The 21484-nt window shown below is 42.0% G+C and carries 15 protein-coding genes; 7 read left to right on the plus strand and 8 right to left on the minus strand.

From position 1 onward, the window contains the following. Positions 1–571 (minus strand): sugar-binding domain-containing protein (locus tag AB5935_RS15175; RefSeq protein ID WP_368327472.1); only part of this gene is annotated, 571 nt, incomplete at its 3' end. A 115-nt stretch (positions 572–686) separates the two neighbouring features. Between AB5935_RS15175 and AB5935_RS15180 the strand changes: the two genes are divergently transcribed. Then, entirely contained in the window at positions 687–1544 is an 858-nt protein-coding gene (locus AB5935_RS15180; protein ID WP_007855246.1) for an ion transporter, read from the plus strand. A gap of 25 nt (positions 1545–1569) precedes the next feature. Here AB5935_RS15180 and AB5935_RS15185 read toward each other — a convergent pair whose 3' ends face one another. Next, the gene (locus tag AB5935_RS15185) at positions 1570–2568 is read right to left on the minus strand and encodes a lytic transglycosylase domain-containing protein (protein ID WP_007855245.1); all 999 of its coding nucleotides are present in this window, start codon (positions 2566–2568) and stop codon (positions 1570–1572) included. A gap of 7 nt (positions 2569–2575) precedes the next feature. After that, entirely contained in the window at positions 2576–3496 is a 921-nt protein-coding gene (locus tag AB5935_RS15190) for an AraC family transcriptional regulator (RefSeq protein ID WP_007832923.1), read from the minus strand. Between the two features lie 148 nt (positions 3497–3644). Between AB5935_RS15190 and AB5935_RS15195 the strand changes: the two genes are divergently transcribed. From AB5935_RS15195 to AB5935_RS15210, 4 genes are all read left to right on the plus strand, one after another. Further along, positions 3645–7805, plus strand: coding sequence for a hybrid sensor histidine kinase/response regulator transcription factor (locus AB5935_RS15195; RefSeq protein ID WP_038611676.1), 4161 nt, complete (start codon positions 3645–3647; stop codon positions 7803–7805). Between the two features lie 140 nt (positions 7806–7945). Then, entirely contained in the window at positions 7946–11017 is a 3072-nt protein-coding gene (locus AB5935_RS15200; RefSeq protein ID WP_038611672.1) for a SusC/RagA family TonB-linked outer membrane protein, read from the plus strand. Between the two features lie 11 nt (positions 11018–11028). Further along, positions 11029–12648 carry a RagB/SusD family nutrient uptake outer membrane protein gene (locus AB5935_RS15205; RefSeq protein ID WP_007841057.1) on the plus strand — a complete coding sequence of 540 codons (1620 nt, stop codon included), beginning with the start codon at positions 11029–11031 and terminating at the stop codon, positions 12646–12648. Positions 12649–12815: 167 nt separating this feature from the next. Beyond that, the gene (locus AB5935_RS15210) at positions 12816–14330 is read left to right on the plus strand and encodes a right-handed parallel beta-helix repeat-containing protein (RefSeq protein WP_038611669.1); all 1515 of its coding nucleotides are present in this window, start codon (positions 12816–12818) and stop codon (positions 14328–14330) included. Between the two features lie 100 nt (positions 14331–14430). Here the strand turns inward: AB5935_RS15210 and AB5935_RS15215 are convergent, their stop codons facing one another. The 5 genes from AB5935_RS15215 to rhaB form a co-directional block, all read right to left on the minus strand. Then, on the minus strand, positions 14431–14928 hold the full coding sequence (locus AB5935_RS15215; RefSeq protein ID WP_007832928.1) for a DUF4251 domain-containing protein: 498 nt from the start codon (positions 14926–14928) through the stop codon (positions 14431–14433). 358 nt (positions 14929–15286) lie between these two features. After that, entirely contained in the window at positions 15287–16096 is an 810-nt protein-coding gene (rhaD, locus tag AB5935_RS15220; protein WP_008654569.1) for a rhamnulose-1-phosphate aldolase, read from the minus strand. A gap of 85 nt (positions 16097–16181) precedes the next feature. Then, on the minus strand, positions 16182–17201 hold the full coding sequence (rhaT, locus tag AB5935_RS15225; RefSeq protein ID WP_007832930.1) for an L-rhamnose/proton symporter RhaT: 1020 nt from the start codon (positions 17199–17201) through the stop codon (positions 16182–16184). Positions 17202–17294: 93 nt separating this feature from the next. After that, on the minus strand, positions 17295–18551 hold the full coding sequence (locus AB5935_RS15230; RefSeq protein WP_085930143.1) for an L-rhamnose isomerase: 1257 nt from the start codon (positions 18549–18551) through the stop codon (positions 17295–17297). A gap of 39 nt (positions 18552–18590) precedes the next feature. Then, positions 18591–20069, minus strand: coding sequence for a rhamnulokinase (gene rhaB, locus AB5935_RS15235; protein WP_008654571.1), 1479 nt, complete (start codon positions 20067–20069; stop codon positions 18591–18593). Between the two features lie 306 nt (positions 20070–20375). Between rhaB and argR the strand changes: the two genes are divergently transcribed. Together argR and AB5935_RS15245 are read left to right on the plus strand one after the other, a co-directional pair. After that, entirely contained in the window at positions 20376–20852 is a 477-nt protein-coding gene (gene argR, locus AB5935_RS15240) for an arginine repressor (protein ID WP_007832933.1), read from the plus strand. A gap of 23 nt (positions 20853–20875) precedes the next feature. Continuing rightward, complete coding sequence (locus AB5935_RS15245; RefSeq protein ID WP_007832935.1) at positions 20876–21433, plus strand: GNAT family N-acetyltransferase; 558 nt, start codon at positions 20876–20878, stop codon at positions 21431–21433. Positions 21434–21484: the final 51 nt, after the last annotated feature.

Genomic DNA, 21484 nt, shown 5'->3' on the forward strand with positions numbered 1-21484 from the left:
TATCTGCAAATTCAGTAATGAGAGGACGTGTAAACGCAATAAGGACGTTCAAGGGCTTAGTTGCGGATTTGAGGTTAGAGGTAACCGAGCCGAAATGAGCGATAATATCTTTTCCATTCCATGAGGCAGGAACTACAATTTCACGTCGGTAAGAACCAACGTGGTTGTTTTCTGTCGGCACTTCGGGAGGGTTGTTCTGGAACTGGTTGCGCCAGGCATAGCCTACGTTCACATAAATAGGATCACCGTATCCGTTCAGTTCCCATACGGCGGGCACTTGCAGGTCATCCCAGCCTTTGTCGTTGAAACCGGTTTTCCAGAAATCAGTGGGGCGGGAATCCGCATCCTTCACCCAGTTGAACTTCCAGGTTCCGTTCAAAGTCATGTAGTTGGTTGATTGTTTTTTGTTCGCTTTCTTAGCTGCATCTGCATTTTCAAAAGCAAAGTAGTTCGTGTGCATCGGCGCACGGTTTACCGCATTTATTTCCGGATTGCGCCATTCTTGGAAGGTCTGCGCACCTGCTGTAAGGGCGAGGACTGTGAACAGACCTGTCATAAGTTGTTTCTTCATGCTATTATTTTATTGGTTTTGTGCAAATATAGTGAAAATAATAGTGACCAATAGGACATAAATCGGGCAATATTTGTTATAATTATGAATGATTTGCGTTCTATTATAAAAAATTATGGCATTCTTGAAGCATATTTGGAACAGGTGGCAGAATTTACTGCATGATGAGAAATTAAAGCATAAAATATATGTGATTATTTTTGAGAGTGACACACCGATGGGAAAGTTATTCGATGTGGCGTTGATAGGGTTTATTGTCTTGAGTATTCTGGTGGTTGTTGCCGAGAGTATCAAGAGTTGGGATGCTGTTATCGGGCCTTATCTGCGAGTGTCGGAGTATGTTTTTACTTTCTTCTTTACGTTGGAGTATGTGTTGAGGCTTTATTGTTCTCCTAAACCGCGCAAGTATGCTTTTAGTTTTTTCGGTATAGTGGATTTGTTGGCTACCTTACCTTTATATATAGGCTGGCTTTTCGGCACGGCACGTTATCTGCTGGTGATCCGCACTTTCCGTTTGATTCGTGTGTTCCGTATCTTTAAACTTTTCAATTATCTGAATGAAGGTAATTTCTTGTTGCGCTCTTTGGTGTTCAGCAGTCGGAAGATTATTGTTTTTTTCTTGTTTGTACTGATATTGGTGACTTCGATCGGTACATTGATGTATATGATTGAGGGACAGCGGCCGGGTACTTCTTTCAATAATATTCCGAATAGTATTTATTGGGCGATAGTGACGATGACAACAGTAGGTTATGGGGATATTACTCCGGAAACTCCGTTAGGGCGCTTCCTTTCGGCCATTGTAATGTTACTGGGCTATACCATCATTGCAGTTCCCACAGGAATTGTGTCTGCATCTATGATTCAGGAACACAGGCGCAGGGTGGCCCTGAAATGTCCGCACTGTGGTAAGGACGGACATGAGGACGAGGCTGCTTATTGTAAATACTGTGGAGGAAAACTGGTAAATTGATTATGGAATGCTGTATGATAGAAAGTTATTCTATCACCCATCGCTTATCATGCGCCACCGTCTTTTTCGGATCATAAGTCATTCCTTCTTTGGTAGGGATTTTTATCACGTAAGTCCGCCCACTGTGGTTGGACAAGGATGTTTCCCGCAGCCAGGGATTCATATTCTTTAATATGGCCAGATTGATTCCTTTGCTGCGTGCGAAACGTGCCAAGTCTGCAATTCCTTTTGTCACAGTGACTTCCGTATAGGGAATGGGCGGATACAAATCCGATGCGCGCAGACGGAAACCGAAAGTAGTAGGGGCACTGAACAATTGTTTGGCGGCAAGAATGCGGTACACATACCGGGCTGTTTCTTCTACCAGTTGCAAATCCAGCGAATCGTCCACATCCTGTTTAGCCAGTTGGCTGGCAATACGTGCCTGACCAGCGTTGTATGAGGCGGCAACAGCCACCCAATCCTTATATTTAGCATACGCGTCTTTCAGATAACGGCAGGCGGCACGAGTCGCTTTCTCAATATGGTAACGTTCATCCACATTGTTGTTAACCTCCAGTCCGTAATCCCTTCCCGTACCTTGCATGAATTGCCATAGTCCGGCGGCTCCGGCAGAGGAACGGGCGGTGGGATTCATATTACTCTCTATGACCATCAGGTATTTAAAATCATCGGGGATTCCGTTCTCTTTCAGTATGGGTTCTACAATGGGGAAATAACGGTTGGCTTTTTTCAGCATTTGCAGGGAAGTACTGTGCATATAGGTGAATGCCAATAATTCACGGTCCATACGCTCGTGGCGGTCAAAGCGGCTCAAGTCAATCACTTTACCACAAAATTCAATGCTGGAGGGAACTTCGGGACTACTGTATTTCAATGCCGTAATACCTAAATCTTCTCGTATGATAGTGGTATCTTCCTGTTCCGTTTGGGGAGTAGCACAACTGCTGCTCACTAAGGCGGGTGAGGCGACTACAATGCAAAAGGCTGCCACAGCAGCCAGATTGATGGTTATTTTTCTCATTTTTCCTTTATTCGTTTTCATTCTCTTTTTCTTTTCCTCCCCGTCCGAAGTTACGATATTCGGTAGGGGTGAAGTTGGTACGTTTTTTAAATACCGAGAAAAAGTGTTCAGTAGAGGTATAATTCAATTCATAGCATATCTCTTTCACTGACATGGAACTTTCAATCAATAATTGTTTCGCTTTGCGTAGTTTCAGCTCTTGGAAATACTTGGCAGGCGCATAGCCGGTGTATTCTTTGAATACTTTGCGGAACCAGGAATAACTGATACCTAATTTCAGTGCCAGTTCTTCCGGATCTATATCCTTGTACACATTTTCGTGCATGATGATTTTGGCACTTTCTATTTTTTGTGCCGCATTATCCACCTCATAGCGTTTGTTCTGCGAGATAGCAAGTACGGCTCCCATAATGTGTAAAACAATGCCGGACAAATATTGTTGCGCTGCGGTCTTGTCTGCTTCCGCTACTTCCAGTGCACGGGCAAAAAGACTGGCCAGTTCTTCATTGATACCGATATCCAAAATCTGGTTTTCTTTTGAAATAAAGCTGTTTTTTACCAGATTGTCTATAATCGGACCTTCAAAACCGATGTAATATTCGTTCCATCCTGTTTTTTGCAGCGGCGCGTAGGTATGCCACTGTCCGGGAAACAGGAAAAGTATCTGTCCTTTAGATATGTCGACAGACGGAGTAGTATCGCTGGCGAAAGTTCCCCGTCCTTTAGTAATGTATACCAACTGATATTCATGCAGCACACGTCCTTTCTGGGCCGTGAAATAATAAGCGTCCGGGTGGTTGCGTGGTGGATAAACGCTCCCGGCCCTGATGGCCTGGAATCCGACGGTAGTCACCGACAAGCCGAAACGCTTGTCACGTTCATTGACAATTAGGTATTTAAAATCAGCGCCTTGGTCGTTGTAATGCATGTTTCTCTGTTTTAAAATTAGGTCACACTTATCGGCAAATATACAATTTTTTATCTTAACTGCCTCTAACCTTTTTGTCCTAAGTGTTTCTGGAGGTATAATTTTAGTTTCTTATGTATGCGGATGAGGGAAATTTAGAACAAATCTTATGGAATATTTGCTTAAAATGCTTTTTTTTGCGAATATTGCATCAAATCTTAAAGTTGAATCTATGCACTTTGCACACCGTAACTGTGAATATATTCTTGGAGTAATATATCTTTTGTGTTTTCCCGTTTGGCTTTGGGCTGATAACAAGGTCAATACCTATCATTTTAAATCTATTTCCACTTCGGTGAATTTTCCGACTAATGAAGTCCGGAAATTATTTCAGGATAGCCAGGGGTATATATGGATATCGACTTACAATGGCCTTTTGCGCTATGATGGGTATTCTATTGTGGTGTATAAACCCGATGGAGTGAATCATGGACGTTCCATTGATAGTTTTGTGAATATGGTGGCCGAAGACAAGGAGAATAATTTGTGGATAGGTACGCACAATGGATTATATGTATTGCATAAGGAAACGGATGAGATAGAAAAAATAATCAGTCCTTTGTTACAGGTAAGCAATGTGGAAAGTATTCTTTATGCAAGCAACGGGGACTTATGGGTGGGAAGCAACAAAGGATTGTTTCGCAGGAAAGCCGGAGGACGTACTTTCGATTGTGAAAAGAACATGGACATAAAGTCCGTTATCGAAGACAGGGAAGGACAAATATGGATTGGTACTTGGGAACAGGGGTTGCTGCGTTATAATCCTCAAGAGGAATTGTATTATACTTACGAGGGGATTAACCCTGGTAATTCGGCGCATGTCATATTTCAGGATGAAGCCGGGAATATTTGGATCGGTACCTGGCGGTATGGATTGGTGAAACTCATTAATCCGTATGATCCGGAACATTTCTCATTTAAAACATTCCGGAACATCAAGGGAAATTCTCATTCTCTGTTGGATAATATTATCTACGCCATTGCTCAGGATAAAAATTCCGGAAAGCTCTGGATCGGTTCACGCAGTGGAGTCAGTATTTTGGAAGATGAATCGGGGGACGGGAATTTTACCAATATTGTTCCGGGTAACCTTCAAGGAGATTTACCTTTTAATGAAGTGAATTCTCTGTTGTGCAGTAAAGACGGGCTGATGTGGCTGGGTATGTTGGGGGGAGGTGTTTGTACTGTAAATACAAATAAGTTCCGGTTTAATTATGATTCTTTGGAGGCTTTGCGTGAGCATTGCCCTACCAGCTCTGTCCGCAGTGTCTATCAGGAGGATAATGGGAATCTGTGGATGGGAATCATGGGATTCGGTCTGGTTTTTTATGATATGGAACAGCATACCATTGTTCCTTACCGCTCTCATCCTGTATTGAAGAATATGGGATATACATCGACGGTCAATGATATTATTTATCGTAAAAGGACAAATGAATTGTGTTTTGCCACTTGGGATGACGGTGTGTGGTTCTATAACGTCAAAGCCGGGAAAGCACACGTGGTAAATACCGTAACCAACCCGGAACTGAGTGATATTTGTATTTATTCTTTGTTGGAGGATTCGAAAGGGAATCTGTGGTTGGGGACACGTTCGGGAGTGTTTATTTTGGATACGGAACAAAGGCTTCATTCTTTGAATGAACTGGTGACTTTGACAAATCAGGCATTGCCCCAAATTTCTATTTTCAAAATGGCGGAAGATCAAGATGGTTTTATCTGGATAGCGACTAGCAATGAAGGGGTATGGCGGATAGATACATCCGGAGAAACATATAAGGTTAAGTTTTATACGCCTTCGGATGGTACATTATCCACTATCGGGGCGATGAGTGTTTGTGTGGATGGATACAATAGAGTATGGGTGGGGTCGAATGGTAATGGACTCGATTTGTATGACCGGAAGAATGATCGTTTTGTTTCAGTCTTGAATGATTATTTCCGGAATGGAGATGTTGTTTTCAGTATGCTGGAGGATGATGAGCATACTTTATGGCTTACTACCAATGCGGAAATGTATCACATTGATATCCCTTTGGATGGTGCTGCACCGAAAATACATACTTACACGGTAGATGATGGTTTGCAAGACCACATGTTTAACCGGAATTCTTGCTTCAAGGGGGCGGATGGGAAACTTATCTTCGGAGGATTCCGTGGATTGAACAGCTTCTATCCTGATAAAATTGTTCAGGATACTGCTTATTCTCCGGTAGTGATTACAGATATAAAGGTACATAATGTATCGGTACGTACCTACCCTCTTTCCATCAGAAAGGGGATTGCTGCAAACAGGTCTATTGATTTTATTGATAAAATTGTATTAGGATACCGGGAGAATAATTTCAGTCTTGATTTTTCAATATTGAACTATATCAATCCTGAGTTGAACCGTTATTTATATCGGTTGGAGGGATATGACAAGGAATGGTTGTCCGTTGAGGCTGGACGTCGGTTTGCCTATTATAACAATCTTCCGGCAGGTACTTATACTTTTTGTGTAAAGGGAGCCAATCAGAATGGAATCTGGTCTCCGGATATGAAATGTCTGCGTATAACTATTCTTCCGCCGCCTTGGTTATCGTGGTGGGCTTATTGCCTTTATGTCTTGTTGTTCGTTTCATTGGCATGGTATACTTATCGGATTGTCAGAAACCGTATCCGGATGAAACAGGCCATAGAGATGGGGAAGATAGAACGGCAGAAAATGGAGGAAATCAATCATGCTAAATTACAGTTCTTTACCAATATCACTCATGAGTTGCTGACTCCGCTTTCTATTATATCGGCTTCGGTGGATGAACTGAAACAAGAAGTACCGGCAAGTTCGTCGGTTTGTCCTGTGATAGCTGATAATACTGTGCGGTTAATCCGGTTGATTCAGCAGATCTTAGAGTTCAGAAAAGTGGAGAATGGCAAGTTGCGGCTGAAAGTCTCGCATGGAAATGTCAGTATGTTCTTGAAAAAATCAGTGTCGGCTTTCGCACCTTTGGTTAAAAAGCAGAAATTGTCCATACAATTTGATTTGTCTGAAGAATATTCGGGATATTTTGATGTGGATAAATTGGATAAAGTGGTGTACAATCTGCTTTCCAATGCCGCTAAATATACTCCTGAAGGAGGAACTATTGTGGTGTCACAGGCTCATGATGAGGAAAGGGGAACTTTTAAATTGAGTGTGAACAATCCCGGCGAGTTGATTCCAAAAGAGAAGTTGGATCATATATTCGAGAGATTTTATGAAGGGGAGTATCGCAAATTCCATACCATAGGGACGGGTATCGGTTTGTCACTGACTAAAGACTTGGTATTGTTGCATCATGGAACGATACAAGTATTTAGCGATAAGGAGGAAGGGAATACTTTTGTGGTTGAAATTCCTATAAGACGTGAGGCTTTTGATGAGGATGAGGTAGACGAGAATACCGAAAATGTGGACTATGCTATTTTATCGGCAGATGAAATGGAGAATGTCTCGGAGATTGATATGTTGGAAGAGAAACCGGCAGCATCGACTATTTTGTTGGTGGAGGATAATGAGGAATTATTGGCTTTGATGGTTCGTCTGTTGCATGGCAAATACCATATTCTGAAGGCCGCCAATGGAACGGAAGCTTTGGAGATACTTGCCAAACAGGAAGTGGATTTAATTGTTTCTGATGTTATGATGCCCGAAATGGACGGTATGGAATTGTGCCGCCGGGTGAAGACTCAATTTGAGACCTGCCATATTCCATTGATTTTGTTAACGGCCAAGACTAGTGATGAAGACCGTGTGGAAGGGTATGAGTCTGGGGCCGATGGTTATATCTGTAAACCGCTCCGCCTCTCTGTCTTGTTTGCCAAGATAGATAACTTGTTGAAACGGCGCAAACGTATGGGGGTGGATTTCCGTAAGCAGTTGGTTTTTGAAGCCAAAGAATTAAATTACACCTCGATGGACGAAGCTTTCATTCGGAAAGCGGTGGATTGTGTGAATGCCCATTTGAGTGATTGTGATTTTGAACATGCACAGTTTATGGCGGAGATGGGTATGGCCCGGACTACACTAGCAGATAAATTGAAACTGTTGACCGGACTTACTCCCTCTGCATTTATCAGCAATGTCCGTTTGCAAGCGGCTTGTCGGCTGATAGACGAGAAAAGGAAAATCCGTATAGCCGATTTGGCGTATGCTGTAGGTTTCAACGACCCTAAATATTTCAGTTCCTGCTTTAAGAAGAAATTCGGACTTTCTCCTACAGAGTATATGATGAAGTATGATGGCTGATTATTACCGGAAATAGGCTCTATAGGGAATAAACAGCCTTTTTCCGGTAATAATTCTCCCTGTTTCTTTTCTGTTCCTCTTACTTTTGCTGGCAAATAAAACGAATTATCTTTATTTGTTAGACCTTTAAAAAAAGTATTATGAACATGAAAACTCTGACAGAAACCAGTACATTCCGGGTACTGAGCCTATTGCTGTGTTTCTGCTTCTTCATCCTTGCGATGAATGTGAGCGCTTCCAGTCTGCAAGCAGACAAGTTTAAAGTTTCCGGTATTGTAAAAGATGCCACAGGCGAACCGGTCATCGGTGCTAGTGTGGTTGAAAAAGGAACAACCAATGGAACGGTAACTGACTTGGATGGTAATTTTAATCTCTCGGTGGCTTCTAATTCTACTATTGTCATTTCTTTTATAGGATATTCCGATCAGGAATTTCATATTTCGAAAGACAATATGGTACTGAATGTAAATCTGAAGGAAGATACGGAAATGATTGACGAAGTGGTAGTAGTCGGTTATGGTGTGCAGAAGAAGGAAAATCTGACGGGTTCTGTTGCTGCTGTAAATTTCAAGGATGTAGCTTCTATGCCGGTAGCTAATACTGCCAATATGCTTCAGGGCCGTTTGCCGGGTGTTATGTTGACCAACAATGGTGCCCAGGCCGGTCATGACAGTCCCGAAATCCGTATCCGTGGTGTGGGAACTTTTGAACACAATGATCCGATGGTCCTGATCGACGGAGTGGAAAGCTCGGTGAGCCAGATTGCGGAAATTCCTGCTGATGATATTGAAAGTGTTTCTGTATTGAAAGATGCGGCTTCGGCTTCTATCTATGGTGTGCGTGCTGCAAACGGTGTTATTTTGGTGACTACCAAACGAGGCGGTGAGCAGAAACCTACTATTACTTATTCTGGTAGCATCGCTTTGCAGGAGGCTACCGTGTTGCCCGATTATGTGAATTCTTATGAGTGGGCGAAGATGTATAATGAATGTTGGCCTTCCAAGGCATATACGGATGATATGTTACAGAAATTGCAAAATGGATCAGATCCCGATCATTTTGCCAATACCAATTGGGCTAAGGAAATGTTCCGTACGGCAGCTATGCACCAACACCATTTGTCAGTGAATGGAGGTAGTAAGGCAGTACATTACATGATTTCCACTCAATATTTCCAGCAAGATGGTATCTTGCGTGAGACAGCTAACCAACGTTTCAATTTCCGTTCTAATCTGGATGCGCAGTTGGGTATTGTAAAATTAGGATTGAATCTTTCGGGAAGCCGCCAGAACATTGATGAGCCTACGACCAGTGTTACCGGCGAAGGTTTGATGCGCTACCTTACTTGGTTTACCCGTCCTACTGTTCCTGTACGCTATTCTAACGGACATTATGGATTCCTGGATGGAAATCCCAATATTTCCCAATCCGTATTCAAAAATCCGATTGAAGCTTTGAATATGGGATATAAGGATAACAAGCATTATCGTTTTGATGGTAAATTCTTTGGTGAGATTGACATCATGAAAGGATTGAAATTCCGTTCAAGCCTGGCTTATAAATATTATATGAATGATGTGACTACTTTCAATCCGAAGAATAATGTAAGATACGATGCTGAAGGAAATGCGCTGACCACGGTCGGTACCAATAAACTGACAGATTATCATTATCTGGAAACGACTTATATTAATGAAAATATCCTGACTTATGATTTTTCTGTAGGAAAACATTCGTTCAATCTGTTGGCAGGCCATTCTATCCAGGCTACCCGTTGGGACAAGAATGAGGCGTCCAAGCAGGGATTTGCTACCGATAATATTTATGAAATGGATGGAGGTACTATGAATGATCATGTGACCGGATCGGCGGAAGAAAGTTCCTTGCAGTCATTCTTCGGACGCTTGAACTATAATTACGGAGGCCGTTATCTGTTAGAGATGAATGTCCGTCACGATGGTTCGTCACGTATGCCCAAGGCACACCGTTATGCTACCTTCCCTTCATTTTCGGGTGCATGGATCATGACAAATGAGAAATTTATGGAGAATGTGAAGTTCCTCCACTCATTGAAATTGCGTGGTAGCTGGGGTAAATTGGGTAATCAGGAAATTGGTAACTATGCTTATGCGGCTACATTGGCGGCTAGTGGTAGTTACTATTTTGGTGATAGCAAACAGATTGGTATGAAGACTGCCAAGATACCTAATGAGAACATTAAATGGGAAACAACTACTATTACAGACTTTGGTTTTGATGCTGCTTTTTGGGGTGGAAAGATCAATGTCACTTTTGACTGGTATGAGAAAAATACCTCGGATATTTTGATGAAACTCGCTATGCCGGGTATTTTCCTGGGATCTTTGGATGCTCCTTATCAGAATGCGGGAAAGGTCCGTAACCGTGGTTGGGAATTGGCAGCTAACTATTTCGACCAAAAAGGTGATTGGGCATGGCAGGCAGGTTTCTCACTTTCAGGCGTGAAAAATGAGATTACTGATATGAAAGGGGTGGAAGATATAAGTAATAATACCATCAATCGTGAAGGTGAAGCCATCGGTTCTTATTATGGGCTGAAAGCTATCGGTATCTATCGTACCCAGGCAGATTTGGATCGTGTAAATGCGAACGGACAGAAGATTCTGCAAAACAACCAGGAACCGCAATTAGGTGATATCATGTATGAAGATATAGATAATAATGGCAACATAAATGATGCTGACCGTACTGTTATCGGAAATCCGTTCCCTAAAATGCAGTATTCTTTTAACTTGGGATTCTCTTATAAAGATTTTGATGTTAATACATTTTGGCAAGGCATTGCAGGTGTATATCGTTATAATTGGGATGAAACTACTATTTCCAATGGCGGAAACAAGACTAGCCGTTGGTTGGACAGATGGTCTGAAAGTAATCCGGATGGAAGCATGCCTCGTTTGGGAGGAACTATTAATAATAACTACTCTTCATTTTGGCTGACAAAAGGAGATTATTTGCGCCTGAAGAACTTGGAAATTGGATATACTTTCAGGCAAAGAGAGTTTTTGACCAAGTTGGGCGTTCAGAGTCTCAGACTCTATTTGGCAGGAACTAATTTGCTTACTTTCACTTCCTTGGATGATTATGATCCTGAGAAACTGAGCACAGATTCCCGTAATGATGTGCATCCCAATACAAGAACTTATTCATTTGGTGTTAACGTTAAATTTTAAAAGCAACAACTATGAAATCAATTAATAAATTTATAGGGCTAGCTCTGTTGTCAGGAGCTTTGCTGACTTCTTGCTCTGACAGTTTTTTGCAGAGGGACTCATTGACAGAATCTTCATCCAATACATTTTGGCAGACACCGGATGATGCTTTGATGGCGTTGGCATCTTGTTATGATGCTTTGCAGAGCAATCAGCTTTATAATTCCGACCAATATTCATTGGGCCCTTTATATATGGATTGTATATCAGATAATGGCGGTCATTTTAATTGGAGTGGCTGGATGGAAGGTTATGATATGGCTATGGGGATTCATACCCCAAGTTCTTCTATTATTGGCAGTTATTGGAAAGATTGCTATGAAGTGATCAGTCGTTGTAATGTGCTGATTGCTAATATTGATAGAGTGGATATGGATGCTTCCCAAAAGGCGATTTATCAGGCTGAGGCAAAGACCATACGTGCATTGATGTATATAAACTTGACTATGACGTATCAGGATGTTCCTTTCCTGACCGCCCCTTTGACCATTGACGAGGCTGAATGTGAAAAGACGGACCGTGCAGCTATTGTGGCTCATATTATGACTGATTTGCAGGACGCGGCTGAAGTACTTCCGCAAAACGCGTCTTCACGGGGACACATCACCAAAGGAGCTGCTCTTTCCCTACTGGGGCGTGTGGCTTTGTATAATGAAAAATGGGATGACGCAATTGCTGCTTATAAGCAGGTGCAAGGTTTGGGATACTCGCTTGATCCGAGTTATGCCAAACTGTTTACTCAAAGTGGAGAAACTTCTCCTGAAATCATTTTTGCAGTCCGTTATGAAGGACCGGGTATGAGTGAAGGTGCTGCTTTTAATGCGCATTGGAATACTCCGCTGGAAGCAATGAATGGTACTATAGATTTGGCGGATGCTTATTATTGCAAAGACGGTAAGCCGACTACCGATACGAAGATAGCCGAATTAAACAATGAGGGTGGCTTGGATGTTAGCAAGCCTAATCCTGCTCATTTTGAGAATCGTGATCCACGTTTGTATAGTACTTTGTTTGTTCCCGGTATGCTTTGGAACGGTAAAGGAGGTATAGATACTTCGGCTTCAAATCCGTATGCCAATGTATATGGTGGAGCTGCCGCTTCCCTGTCTACCATATATGTTTATAAGTATTTTGATCCTACGGATACTTCTAACTCTTGGGATAATGGACAAGACTTTTATGTGGTGCGTTATGCTGAAGTTTTATTATCTTTGGCGGAGGCAATGGTACAGAAAGGAGGCTATGCTTATAGTGATGTAACTGCTTTAGTGAATGAAGTGCGGCAACGTGCAGATGTGAACATGCCCACAGTAGAGGAAGTGGAAGGCACTTCTCTTTCTAAAGATGAATTGTTGGAAGTCATTAAGCATGAGCGTCGTGTGGAACTGGCCTTTGAAGGTTTGCGTTTGTTTGACCTTTATCGTTGGAAGGAATTGGATAAGGCGGTAGCTAATATAGAGAATGAACGCACTATGTATGGCTTGGCTTATGAAGCACGTAAGTTCAACGGTGAGAGGGATTATGTATGGCCTTTGCCAACTGCCGAACTGGATACTAACAAGAAACTGGTTCAGCACGACTTGTGGAAGTAATGTAGAGTGTAGGTTTTCATCACAGGGTACATGGATTGTCACAAAGAAGTAGGAGGCAAACAACCTTTAAATCAAAAAACTGTGTGAATTTGCGTAATCTGTGGTGAATCCTGGTTGTTCTGACAACTTCTGGAATAAATAGATAACTTTTTAAAAACGGAAGAGAAATGAGAAAAACAATGATCCTTCTTTTATTTTCCTTCCTGTTGGCAGCATGTTCTGATAGTCCAGTGTGCTATTATCTGGATGCTACCGGCGGTGATGATAATAATAGTGGGTTAGCCCCGGATGAAGCATGGAAAAGTCTGGAAAAACTACGTGGAGTGAAATTACTGCCGGGCAATAAAGTTTTGTTGAAGCGCGGTGAGGTTTTTAATGGCGAACTTGAAATCACCGGACACGGTATACCCGAAGATCGTATTTATATAGATGCTTATGGTGATGGTGAACGGAAACCTTGCATTGTGGGATATGATACTTCCTTGTATGCAGCTCGTATCTGTAATTCGGACTATATAACGATGCAGAATTTGGAAATCGTGAATACAGGTAGACAGCCTCTGCCTTATCGTTCGGGCTTGAAGATAGAGTGTATGGATTATGGCGTATCGCAGAACATTGTTGTCAATAATGTGACTGTACGGGATGTCAATGGTTCGTTGGTAAAAGAAAAAGGCGGAGGGTGCGGTATTTATATAGTGAATGGCGGTGAAAAGAAAATTTCAACATTCAATAGGTTAACCATAGAGAACTGCCATATTTTGAGATGCACCCGTAATGCTATGATTTGGGCCGCTTATAGCGATCGGCAGAACTGGCATCCCAGCAAGCATACCGTGATACGGGGAAATTTGATAGAGGAAGTACCAGGTGATGGTATTGTACCTATCGGTTGTGACAGTACCTTGATAGAATACAACGTAATGCGTGATTGTCCTGATATGCTTCCTGACACAGAGGCGGCGGCAGGTATTTGGCCGTGGAGTTGTGATAATACTTTGGTGCAATTCAATGAGGTAAGTGGTCATAAGGCTCCGTGGGATGCACAGGGGTTTGATTCGGACTGGAATTGCCGGGGAACGGTCATTCAGTATAATTATAGTCATGATAACTATGGTGGCTTAGTATTGGTTTGCAATGACGGCACGGCCGACGCATCTTTTAATGTAGGTAACTTGGGCACTATTGTCCGTTACAATGTGAGTATAGGTGACGGAGTGCGGCCTGAACCGACTCGTGCCGGGATGTTCTCACCAGCTGTTCATCTGGCAGGTCCTGTAAAGGACAGTCGCATTACCCGTAACATTATTCATGTGAACCGTAAACCTGCGGCTGATATCGATCGTACTATGATTACTTTGGATTCATGGGGCGGATATCCGGATAGTACATTTATTAGTGGAAATATTTTTTATGCTCCAGAATCCAGCAGATTCCAATTGACAGAATCTACACATAATTTCTTTGAAGGCAATTATTACCTTGGTCGGTTCGAGAAATTACCTGAAGATGGTAAAGCCTGCCAATCAGCTGAAATTTATCAGCAGGAAGTATTGGCAAAGGATGAAAACGGTTATCAGGGCTTGGCTTTGTTGATGGATACGGTGGAAATGACCGGAGTAAAAGGAGTTTTTGTCAATAAGGAAGCCATTGAGAATTTCTTTAGCCGGTTAGAGAAATAAGTAAATAATAGCTGTAATTTAATCAGGGGGGCAAAACTAAAATGACCTGATCATATAGCACGATAGGTTGTTTTAGTTTTGACCCCCTTTTATTTATGGCTCATTCTTTCTTCTTTAGATCCATTTCTCCGGAGAAAGAAATAGATTGTCTGTTTGTAGGGGTGACCTGTATGTTACTGCTGCCATTGGGATAAATGATGATATTGTAAAGGTAATTGTCTTCCTCGTTCCGTACTTTTAGTGTGATTTTAGCATTCCCCTTTTTATTATATGCTGAAGTATATTCTGATAAAGGAGCACTAAAATTTAATCCTTTTCCACCCCCGTAAGGAACGTTATACGCCACTCCGAAATAAGGCAGATAGGAATAAACCGAATCGTTTCTTATTTCTAAAGAATAATCGGAAGTCAGGTGTTTGCTGCCTCCTTTCATAGGCATTACCCGGTCCACATTGATTTTGTATGTCTTTGCGTCAACAGCTTCGCGTACAGCTTGTTCTGTCTGTTGCTTCTTCTCTTTCTTACTCTGAGCCGCTATAGGTGTCAGGCTGCTTGATAGAAAGAAACTTGCCAAAAGGAATAATTTATTTGCTTTCATATATCTCTGTAGGTTTAGTGAATCTGTCTTTGTCAAAGATAGCCAAAAAGAGTACTCGTTGTTCTAAAAAAAACATAAGATACTCAAACTGTCAATGAGTTAAGTACGCGATTGTCTAGGAAGTGTTTGCTGTATAGGGAGTGTTAATCTTTTTAATCAATAGAATAATGAGATAAAAACATAAATTGGTCATTTTATATGCTTGTTCATTTGTGATGAATATCGTGTGATGAAAAGCTTAAGTGGCAATCTGGATCTCATTTATCTTTTAAGCTTCGATAATAAAAAAGATGATTTGTCCCCATGTGGGTTCAAATCATCTTCAAAATCTCCCCATTAGGGGAAGACCATAAAAATATTATTTGGGTAGATTAAAAGCCACACTCATTTCTTTCATCTGTTCCTGGCTCATGCCGTCGGGTTCAAATCCCATATTTTTGGCAGCGATGTAAATTAATGCGGATTTATTTAAAACATCAATTTGGTCGAATGCGGCCATTACGTCACAGTCAACAGCAAAGATACCGTGTTTTTCCCACATGACTACATCATAATCAGCCAATTCCTTGATAGTTGCATCTGCTAATTCTACAGAACTGGGTAACTGATAAGGAATCATGCCCAATCCACGTGGGCAGAATGCTTTTGTTTCGGGAATCATGCTCCATAGCAGGTTGGTTGCCACATCTTTCTCCATGAACTTTTTGTTGTGAGACAAGGCAATCAGTTCGATGGGGTGTGTGTGTACGGATGCTTTATAAGGAGAGCCTATGCTAATGAGATAATTGTGTACGCTCAGGTGGGAGGGAACTTCCGAAGTAGGTTGAACCGGTTTGTCGGCAATAATGACATAACTAGCACAATCATCTAAAATACGGATGACAGAACCGTTATCCATAGGCCAACGTGCCAAATCCCGCATACGCATATTGGTTCCTTTGCAATAAAAATAACAGCCTTTCAAGTGAGGCAGTGTTACACCGATTTGTTTTACTTCGCTGATAGCGGGCATCTGACGGATTTCATCGTCTACATACTCGGTGATATTGACGGTGATATTACCTCCGTTACGTTCGGCCCATCCTTTTTGCCACAAATATCCGGCTACTTCGGCTACTTTATTCACCTCTTTGACCAATTCGGGGCGATTGTCTAAGATTGATTTCATATCTTCTTTTATTTGATTGTTCATAGGGTATTGTTATTCATTTTTTTATTCTGAATAACAGTATGCTACAAATATAATAATTCTTTTAGAATAAATTAGGGAATACAAGAGAAAAGATAAGAACTACCAGTCCGGTTACCAGAACAGTGATAGTTTGGGTGGATACACCTTTCCATTCTTTTAATAAAATACCCCATACGTTACTGAAAGTAACATTCAAAGCCATTAATATACACCATGAGAAGGCAAGCAGTACAGGACTTCCGGTCAGGAAACTTTTACCCATTTCCAGTCCGAAGAATTGCATGTACCACAGTACTCCTGCCAAGGCGCAGAATATCAGGTTGTTTACCCATACATTGCCTTTGGCATAATCACTCATAGTTTTGTTGGCTACATTTTGTTGCAGACAGTAAACGGCATTGGTTAAAAAACCGCCTAGTGTTACCAGAAAGATTACAGGAAGTCCCGCATAAAGACCTTCTACACCTCCAGCTAACGCAGCTTCCTTGATGGGAGTTCCTGCATCGAGTCCCAAAGCGAAACAGGCACTCATCACACCTGCCAGTAGGGCTACCAACAGTCCTTTAGTCAGAGCAAAATCTTTTACTGCCGCGCGTTTATCTTCCTCGCTCATGTTTTTGGCGCGAAGACTGCCGGCATATCCTATAATGGCAATGCCCGACAAAGTGATACATACTCCTAGTAAAAGAATAAGTCCGTTTCCTTTGAACAGGTTGGTTCCGGCAAAGATGGCGGGGAACAGTGTACCGAATCCGGCACAAGTACCCAGTGCGATACTTTGTCCTAAGGCTACTCCCAGATAACGCATGGAAAGACCAAAGGTAAGGCCGCCCACTCCCCATAATATACCATAAAAGATGCTCATTGGAGCACCTCCCGCTCCCCAAAGGTCAAACAGACTGCCTCCTTGGGGAATACCTAGCAATGCGCCCAATAGTGGGAACACCAACCAGGCGAATACACCTTGTATCAGCCAAAAACTTTCCCAACTCCATTCTTTTACTTTCTTGATAGGTACGTATGAACTGGATTGGCAGAAGCTTCCTATAGCGATAATGATTAATCCGATAATGATTTCCATTGTTTATATTCTTTAAAACCACAAATACGTTCTCTGTAGGGGCAGATACATGAGGCCACCCTTACAGAGGACGATATTGTGGTTGGATATTGATTAGCGTTTAGAAGTAACTTCTGCTTCGTATTTCTCTACTTCTGCAATGAACTCTTCGCCTACGGGTACATTGTTCTTCAAGCAGAACATATCCCATACAGCATTCCAAGGCAAAGCTTTTTCTTCTTCGAGCAGAGCCAGACGTTGGAATCCTTGTCCGTTTGCTTCGTATTCGCGCAATTTGGCAATCGGTTCCAGCAAAGCGCGTACCATACATTTCTGAGCTGCACGGCTGCCGATAACGTATGCACCGATACGGTTGATGGAAGCATCGAAGTAGTCAAGTCCATAGTGTACACGATCCAAGGCGTTGCAACGAACGATTTCGCTGAACAAATCCATAGTCGGGTCGTCCATGATGGTTACGTGGTCTGAGTCCCAACGTACGGGGCGACTTACGTGCAGCATCAGTTCGGGAACATACAACAATAAAGAAGAAACTTTGTCTGCAACACTTTCTGTCGGGTGGAAGTGCCCGGTATCCAAGGTAATCATCTTGTTGTTCTTGGCGCCATAGCCGATATAGAAATCATTAGACCCCACTGTATAGCTTTCCAGTCCGATACCGAATACTTTGGATTCGATACAGTCTTTCATGTTCTTGTATTCTGTTGCGAAAATCTGATCCAGAGAGTCTTTTAACAAAGCACGATATTTCATGCGGTTTACAGTGATGTCTTTGCTGCCATCGTGTACCCACAGGTTCATGATACAAGGATCGCCTTGAGCTTTACCCATTTCTTCGGCTACGGCACGGCAACGTTTAGTATGTTCAATCCAGAAGTTGCGGATACCTTCATCGGGATTTGACAAAGACAGATCACCGCTTTTGGGATGGGAGAATGAAGTAGAGTTGAAATCCAGTTTCATGTTGTTTTCCTTACCCCATTCAATCCAACTTTTGAAATGTTCGGGTTCTACTTCGTCACGATCTACGACTTTTCCTTGAAAGTCGCCATAAATTTCGTGCAGATTCAAACGGTGAGTACCTGGTATATATGAAGCAGCTTTCAGAATGTCTGCACGCAGTTCGTCGATGTTGCGAGCTTTGCCGGGATAGTTACCTGTAGCCTGGATACCACCGGTCAATGAACCTGCCTGAACTTCGAAACCGGTTACATCATCTGCTTGCCAGCAATGCAGTGACAGATGGAAATTCTGCATGGTTTCCATTACTTTTTCTGTGTCAACACCTACAGCGGCATAACGTTCTTTTGCAATCTCATACGCTTTATTAATCAATTCTTCTTTCATGATATTATTTGTTTATTTAATGAATAAATTTCAAGGTGAATATTAAATATCTTCTCTATAATGAGCTAAATACTTCTTATATGCTTCTTCCCATTCTTCTGCTTGCTGGGGCTCAAAAGAAACGGTTTCTATGGAAGTGCTGATTAGTTGGCGCATAGCCGCAATATCGCTTACCAGGCCGTTGGCTTTTGCCTGTAACATAATGTTGCCGATAGCTGTTCCTTCACTGGGACCTGCTATAACAGGTACGCCCACTGCGTTGCAAGTGAATTGGTTTAACAAATTGTTTCGTGAGCCTCCACCGATAATGTGCAGCTTTTCGATGGGGAACGGGGCCATTTGTTGCAAATAGCCGAATACTTGTTTGTAGCGCAGGGCAAGACTATCGAAAATACAACGAGTGATTTCGCCATAACTCTGTGGTACAGGTTGGTTGGTTTCTTTGCAATAATGTCCGATGGCTTGAATCATAGATGACGGATTGGCGAAGCAGGGAGCATCGGGATTGATGACACTGCGGAAAGCGGGAACTGCCAGGGCTGCATCTATCAGTTCTGTATAAGAATAGTTGTTGGTTGCTTCCCATTCTTTGCGGCAACGTTCCAACAACCACATGCCACAGATATTTTTCAGGAACCGGGTCGTTCCTTCCACACCTCCTTCGTTGGTGAAGTTCTGCTCAAAGCTTTCCTTATTTATAATAGCATCTTTCACTTCAATCCCCATCAAGCTCCACGTGCCGGAACTCAGATATGCGAATTTTTCGTTTTGTGCCGGTACGGCAGCTACGGCTGAACCTGTGTCATGGCCAGCAACGGCAATAACAGGAATAGCTCCCAGACCTGTAATTTTTTGCACTTCTTCTGTCAGCACTCCAATAGGTTCCCCTGGAAAAACGAAACGACCGAACTGTTCTTCCTTGATATCTGCTACATCCAGTAGTTCCTTTTCGAAGCGTTTGGTGCGCGGATTCAACATCTGGGAAGTAGAAGCGATGGTATATTCTGTTACCATTTTACCGGTCAGCATATAACTTAAAGCATCCGGCATAAACAGTATTTTATCTGCTGCTTCCAAGGCCGAGCAATGATTGCGGTGGAGTGTTGATAATTGGAACAAGGAATTGAAATTCATAATCTGGATTCCAGTGATGTCATATACTCGTTCACGGGGAATATGGGTAAAATATTCTTCGGGTGCACCTATTGTGTGAGGGTCGCGATAACAATAAGGATTGCGGAGTAACTCTCCATCTTTGCCCACTAATACGAAATCCACCCCCCAAGTATCAATACCGATAGACTGGATAGGCAGATTGTCTTTGGCTACCACTTTCAGTCCCTTGATAATTTCATTGTATAAGGCATAAATATCCCAATAACAATGTCCTCCGGTTTCTATAATATGGTTAGGGAAACGAGTCAGTTCTTTCAACTCCATTTTGCCTTCTCCCAGGCAACCTAAGATGGTACGTCCGCTGGTGGCTCCCAGGTCTACCGCAAAGAAATAAGTGTGTTCCATGCCTTTATTTTTTGATTTTAAGGAATTAATAGTGATGCAAAAATAGTTTATTCCCCGAAAGTCGTCCTTGTTTTTTTGATATTATAACTGTTGGATTTGGTTGTACCTGTCGTAAAACATAATATTACTGTCTTTTTAAGAAGATTGCATTGAAAAGAAAATTTGGTATGATTTTGGTTTATTCTTGGGATGATAGATAAAAGCTTTGTTGAAAATATGCATAAAGTCGCAAAAATATTCTCTTTTTTGTATCTATATTCCCGAATATTCTGTAATTTTGCAGCCGAATTAGAATAATTATGCAGTATGAAGAGCAAGAATAGCAGACTTGATGCCATTAAGATTATTATTTCGAGTAAGGAAGTAGGTAGCCAGGAAGAGTTGTTGCAGGAATTGGCGAAAGAAGGATTCCAATTGACCCAAGCTACTTTGTCTCGCGACTTGAAGCAGTTGAAAGTGGCGAAGGCAGCCAGTATGAACGGAAATTATGTATATGTATTACCAAACAATACCATGTACAAACGTATGACTGAGCAACATTCGGCCAGTGAGATGTTGATGCATAATGGATTTATTTCCATTGAATTTTCGGCTAATCTGGCAGTAATCAAGACTCGTCCCGGATATGCTAGTAGTTTGGCTTATGATATTGATAACCGGAACTTTGATGAAATATTGGGAACTATTGCTGGTGATGATACTATTATGCTTGTCATTCGTGAAGGTTGCACAAGAGCGGGAGTGAAGAATGCACTTTCATTGATTATACCGAATATACAATAATATAATAATAGATAAAAAAGGAAATGGATGCTAAACAAGTGGATGTGATGGTGGCAGATGCCTCACATGAAGTTTACGTTGATAAAATTTTAGATACTATTAGAGAAGCTGCTAAGGTACGCGGAACAGGCATTGCAGAACGCACACATGAATATGTGACTACAAAGATGAAAGAAGGAAAGGCGATTATTGCTTTATGTGGAGATGATTTTGCAGGATTTACCTATATTGAGTCATGGGGAAACAAGCAATATGTAGCAACCTCGGGATTGATTGTGCATCCTAATTATCGTGGAATAGGTTTGGCCAAGCGTATAAAGGCGGCTTCGTTCCGATTGGCACGTCTACGATGGCCTAAAGCAAAGATATTCAGTCTGACCAGTGGCGCGGCGGTAATGAAAATGAATACAGAACTGGGATATGTTCCTGTAACTTTCAATGAACTGACTGATGATGAGGCCTTTTGGAAAGGTTGTGAAGGCTGTATCAATCACGATATATTAGTGGCGAAGAACCGTAAGTTCTGTATTTGTACAGCCATGCTTTACGATCCGGCTTTGCACGAAGAAGACACTATTTAATAAATTAAAAATTAAGAATTAAAAATTAAAAGATGGCTGCGCATTCATGTA

Origin of the sequence: Phocaeicola sp. RTP21198st1_B8_RTP21198_201120 (assembly GCF_040929485.1) — a bacterium.
Classification (GTDB): domain Bacteria; phylum Bacteroidota; class Bacteroidia; order Bacteroidales; family Bacteroidaceae; genus Phocaeicola; species Phocaeicola dorei.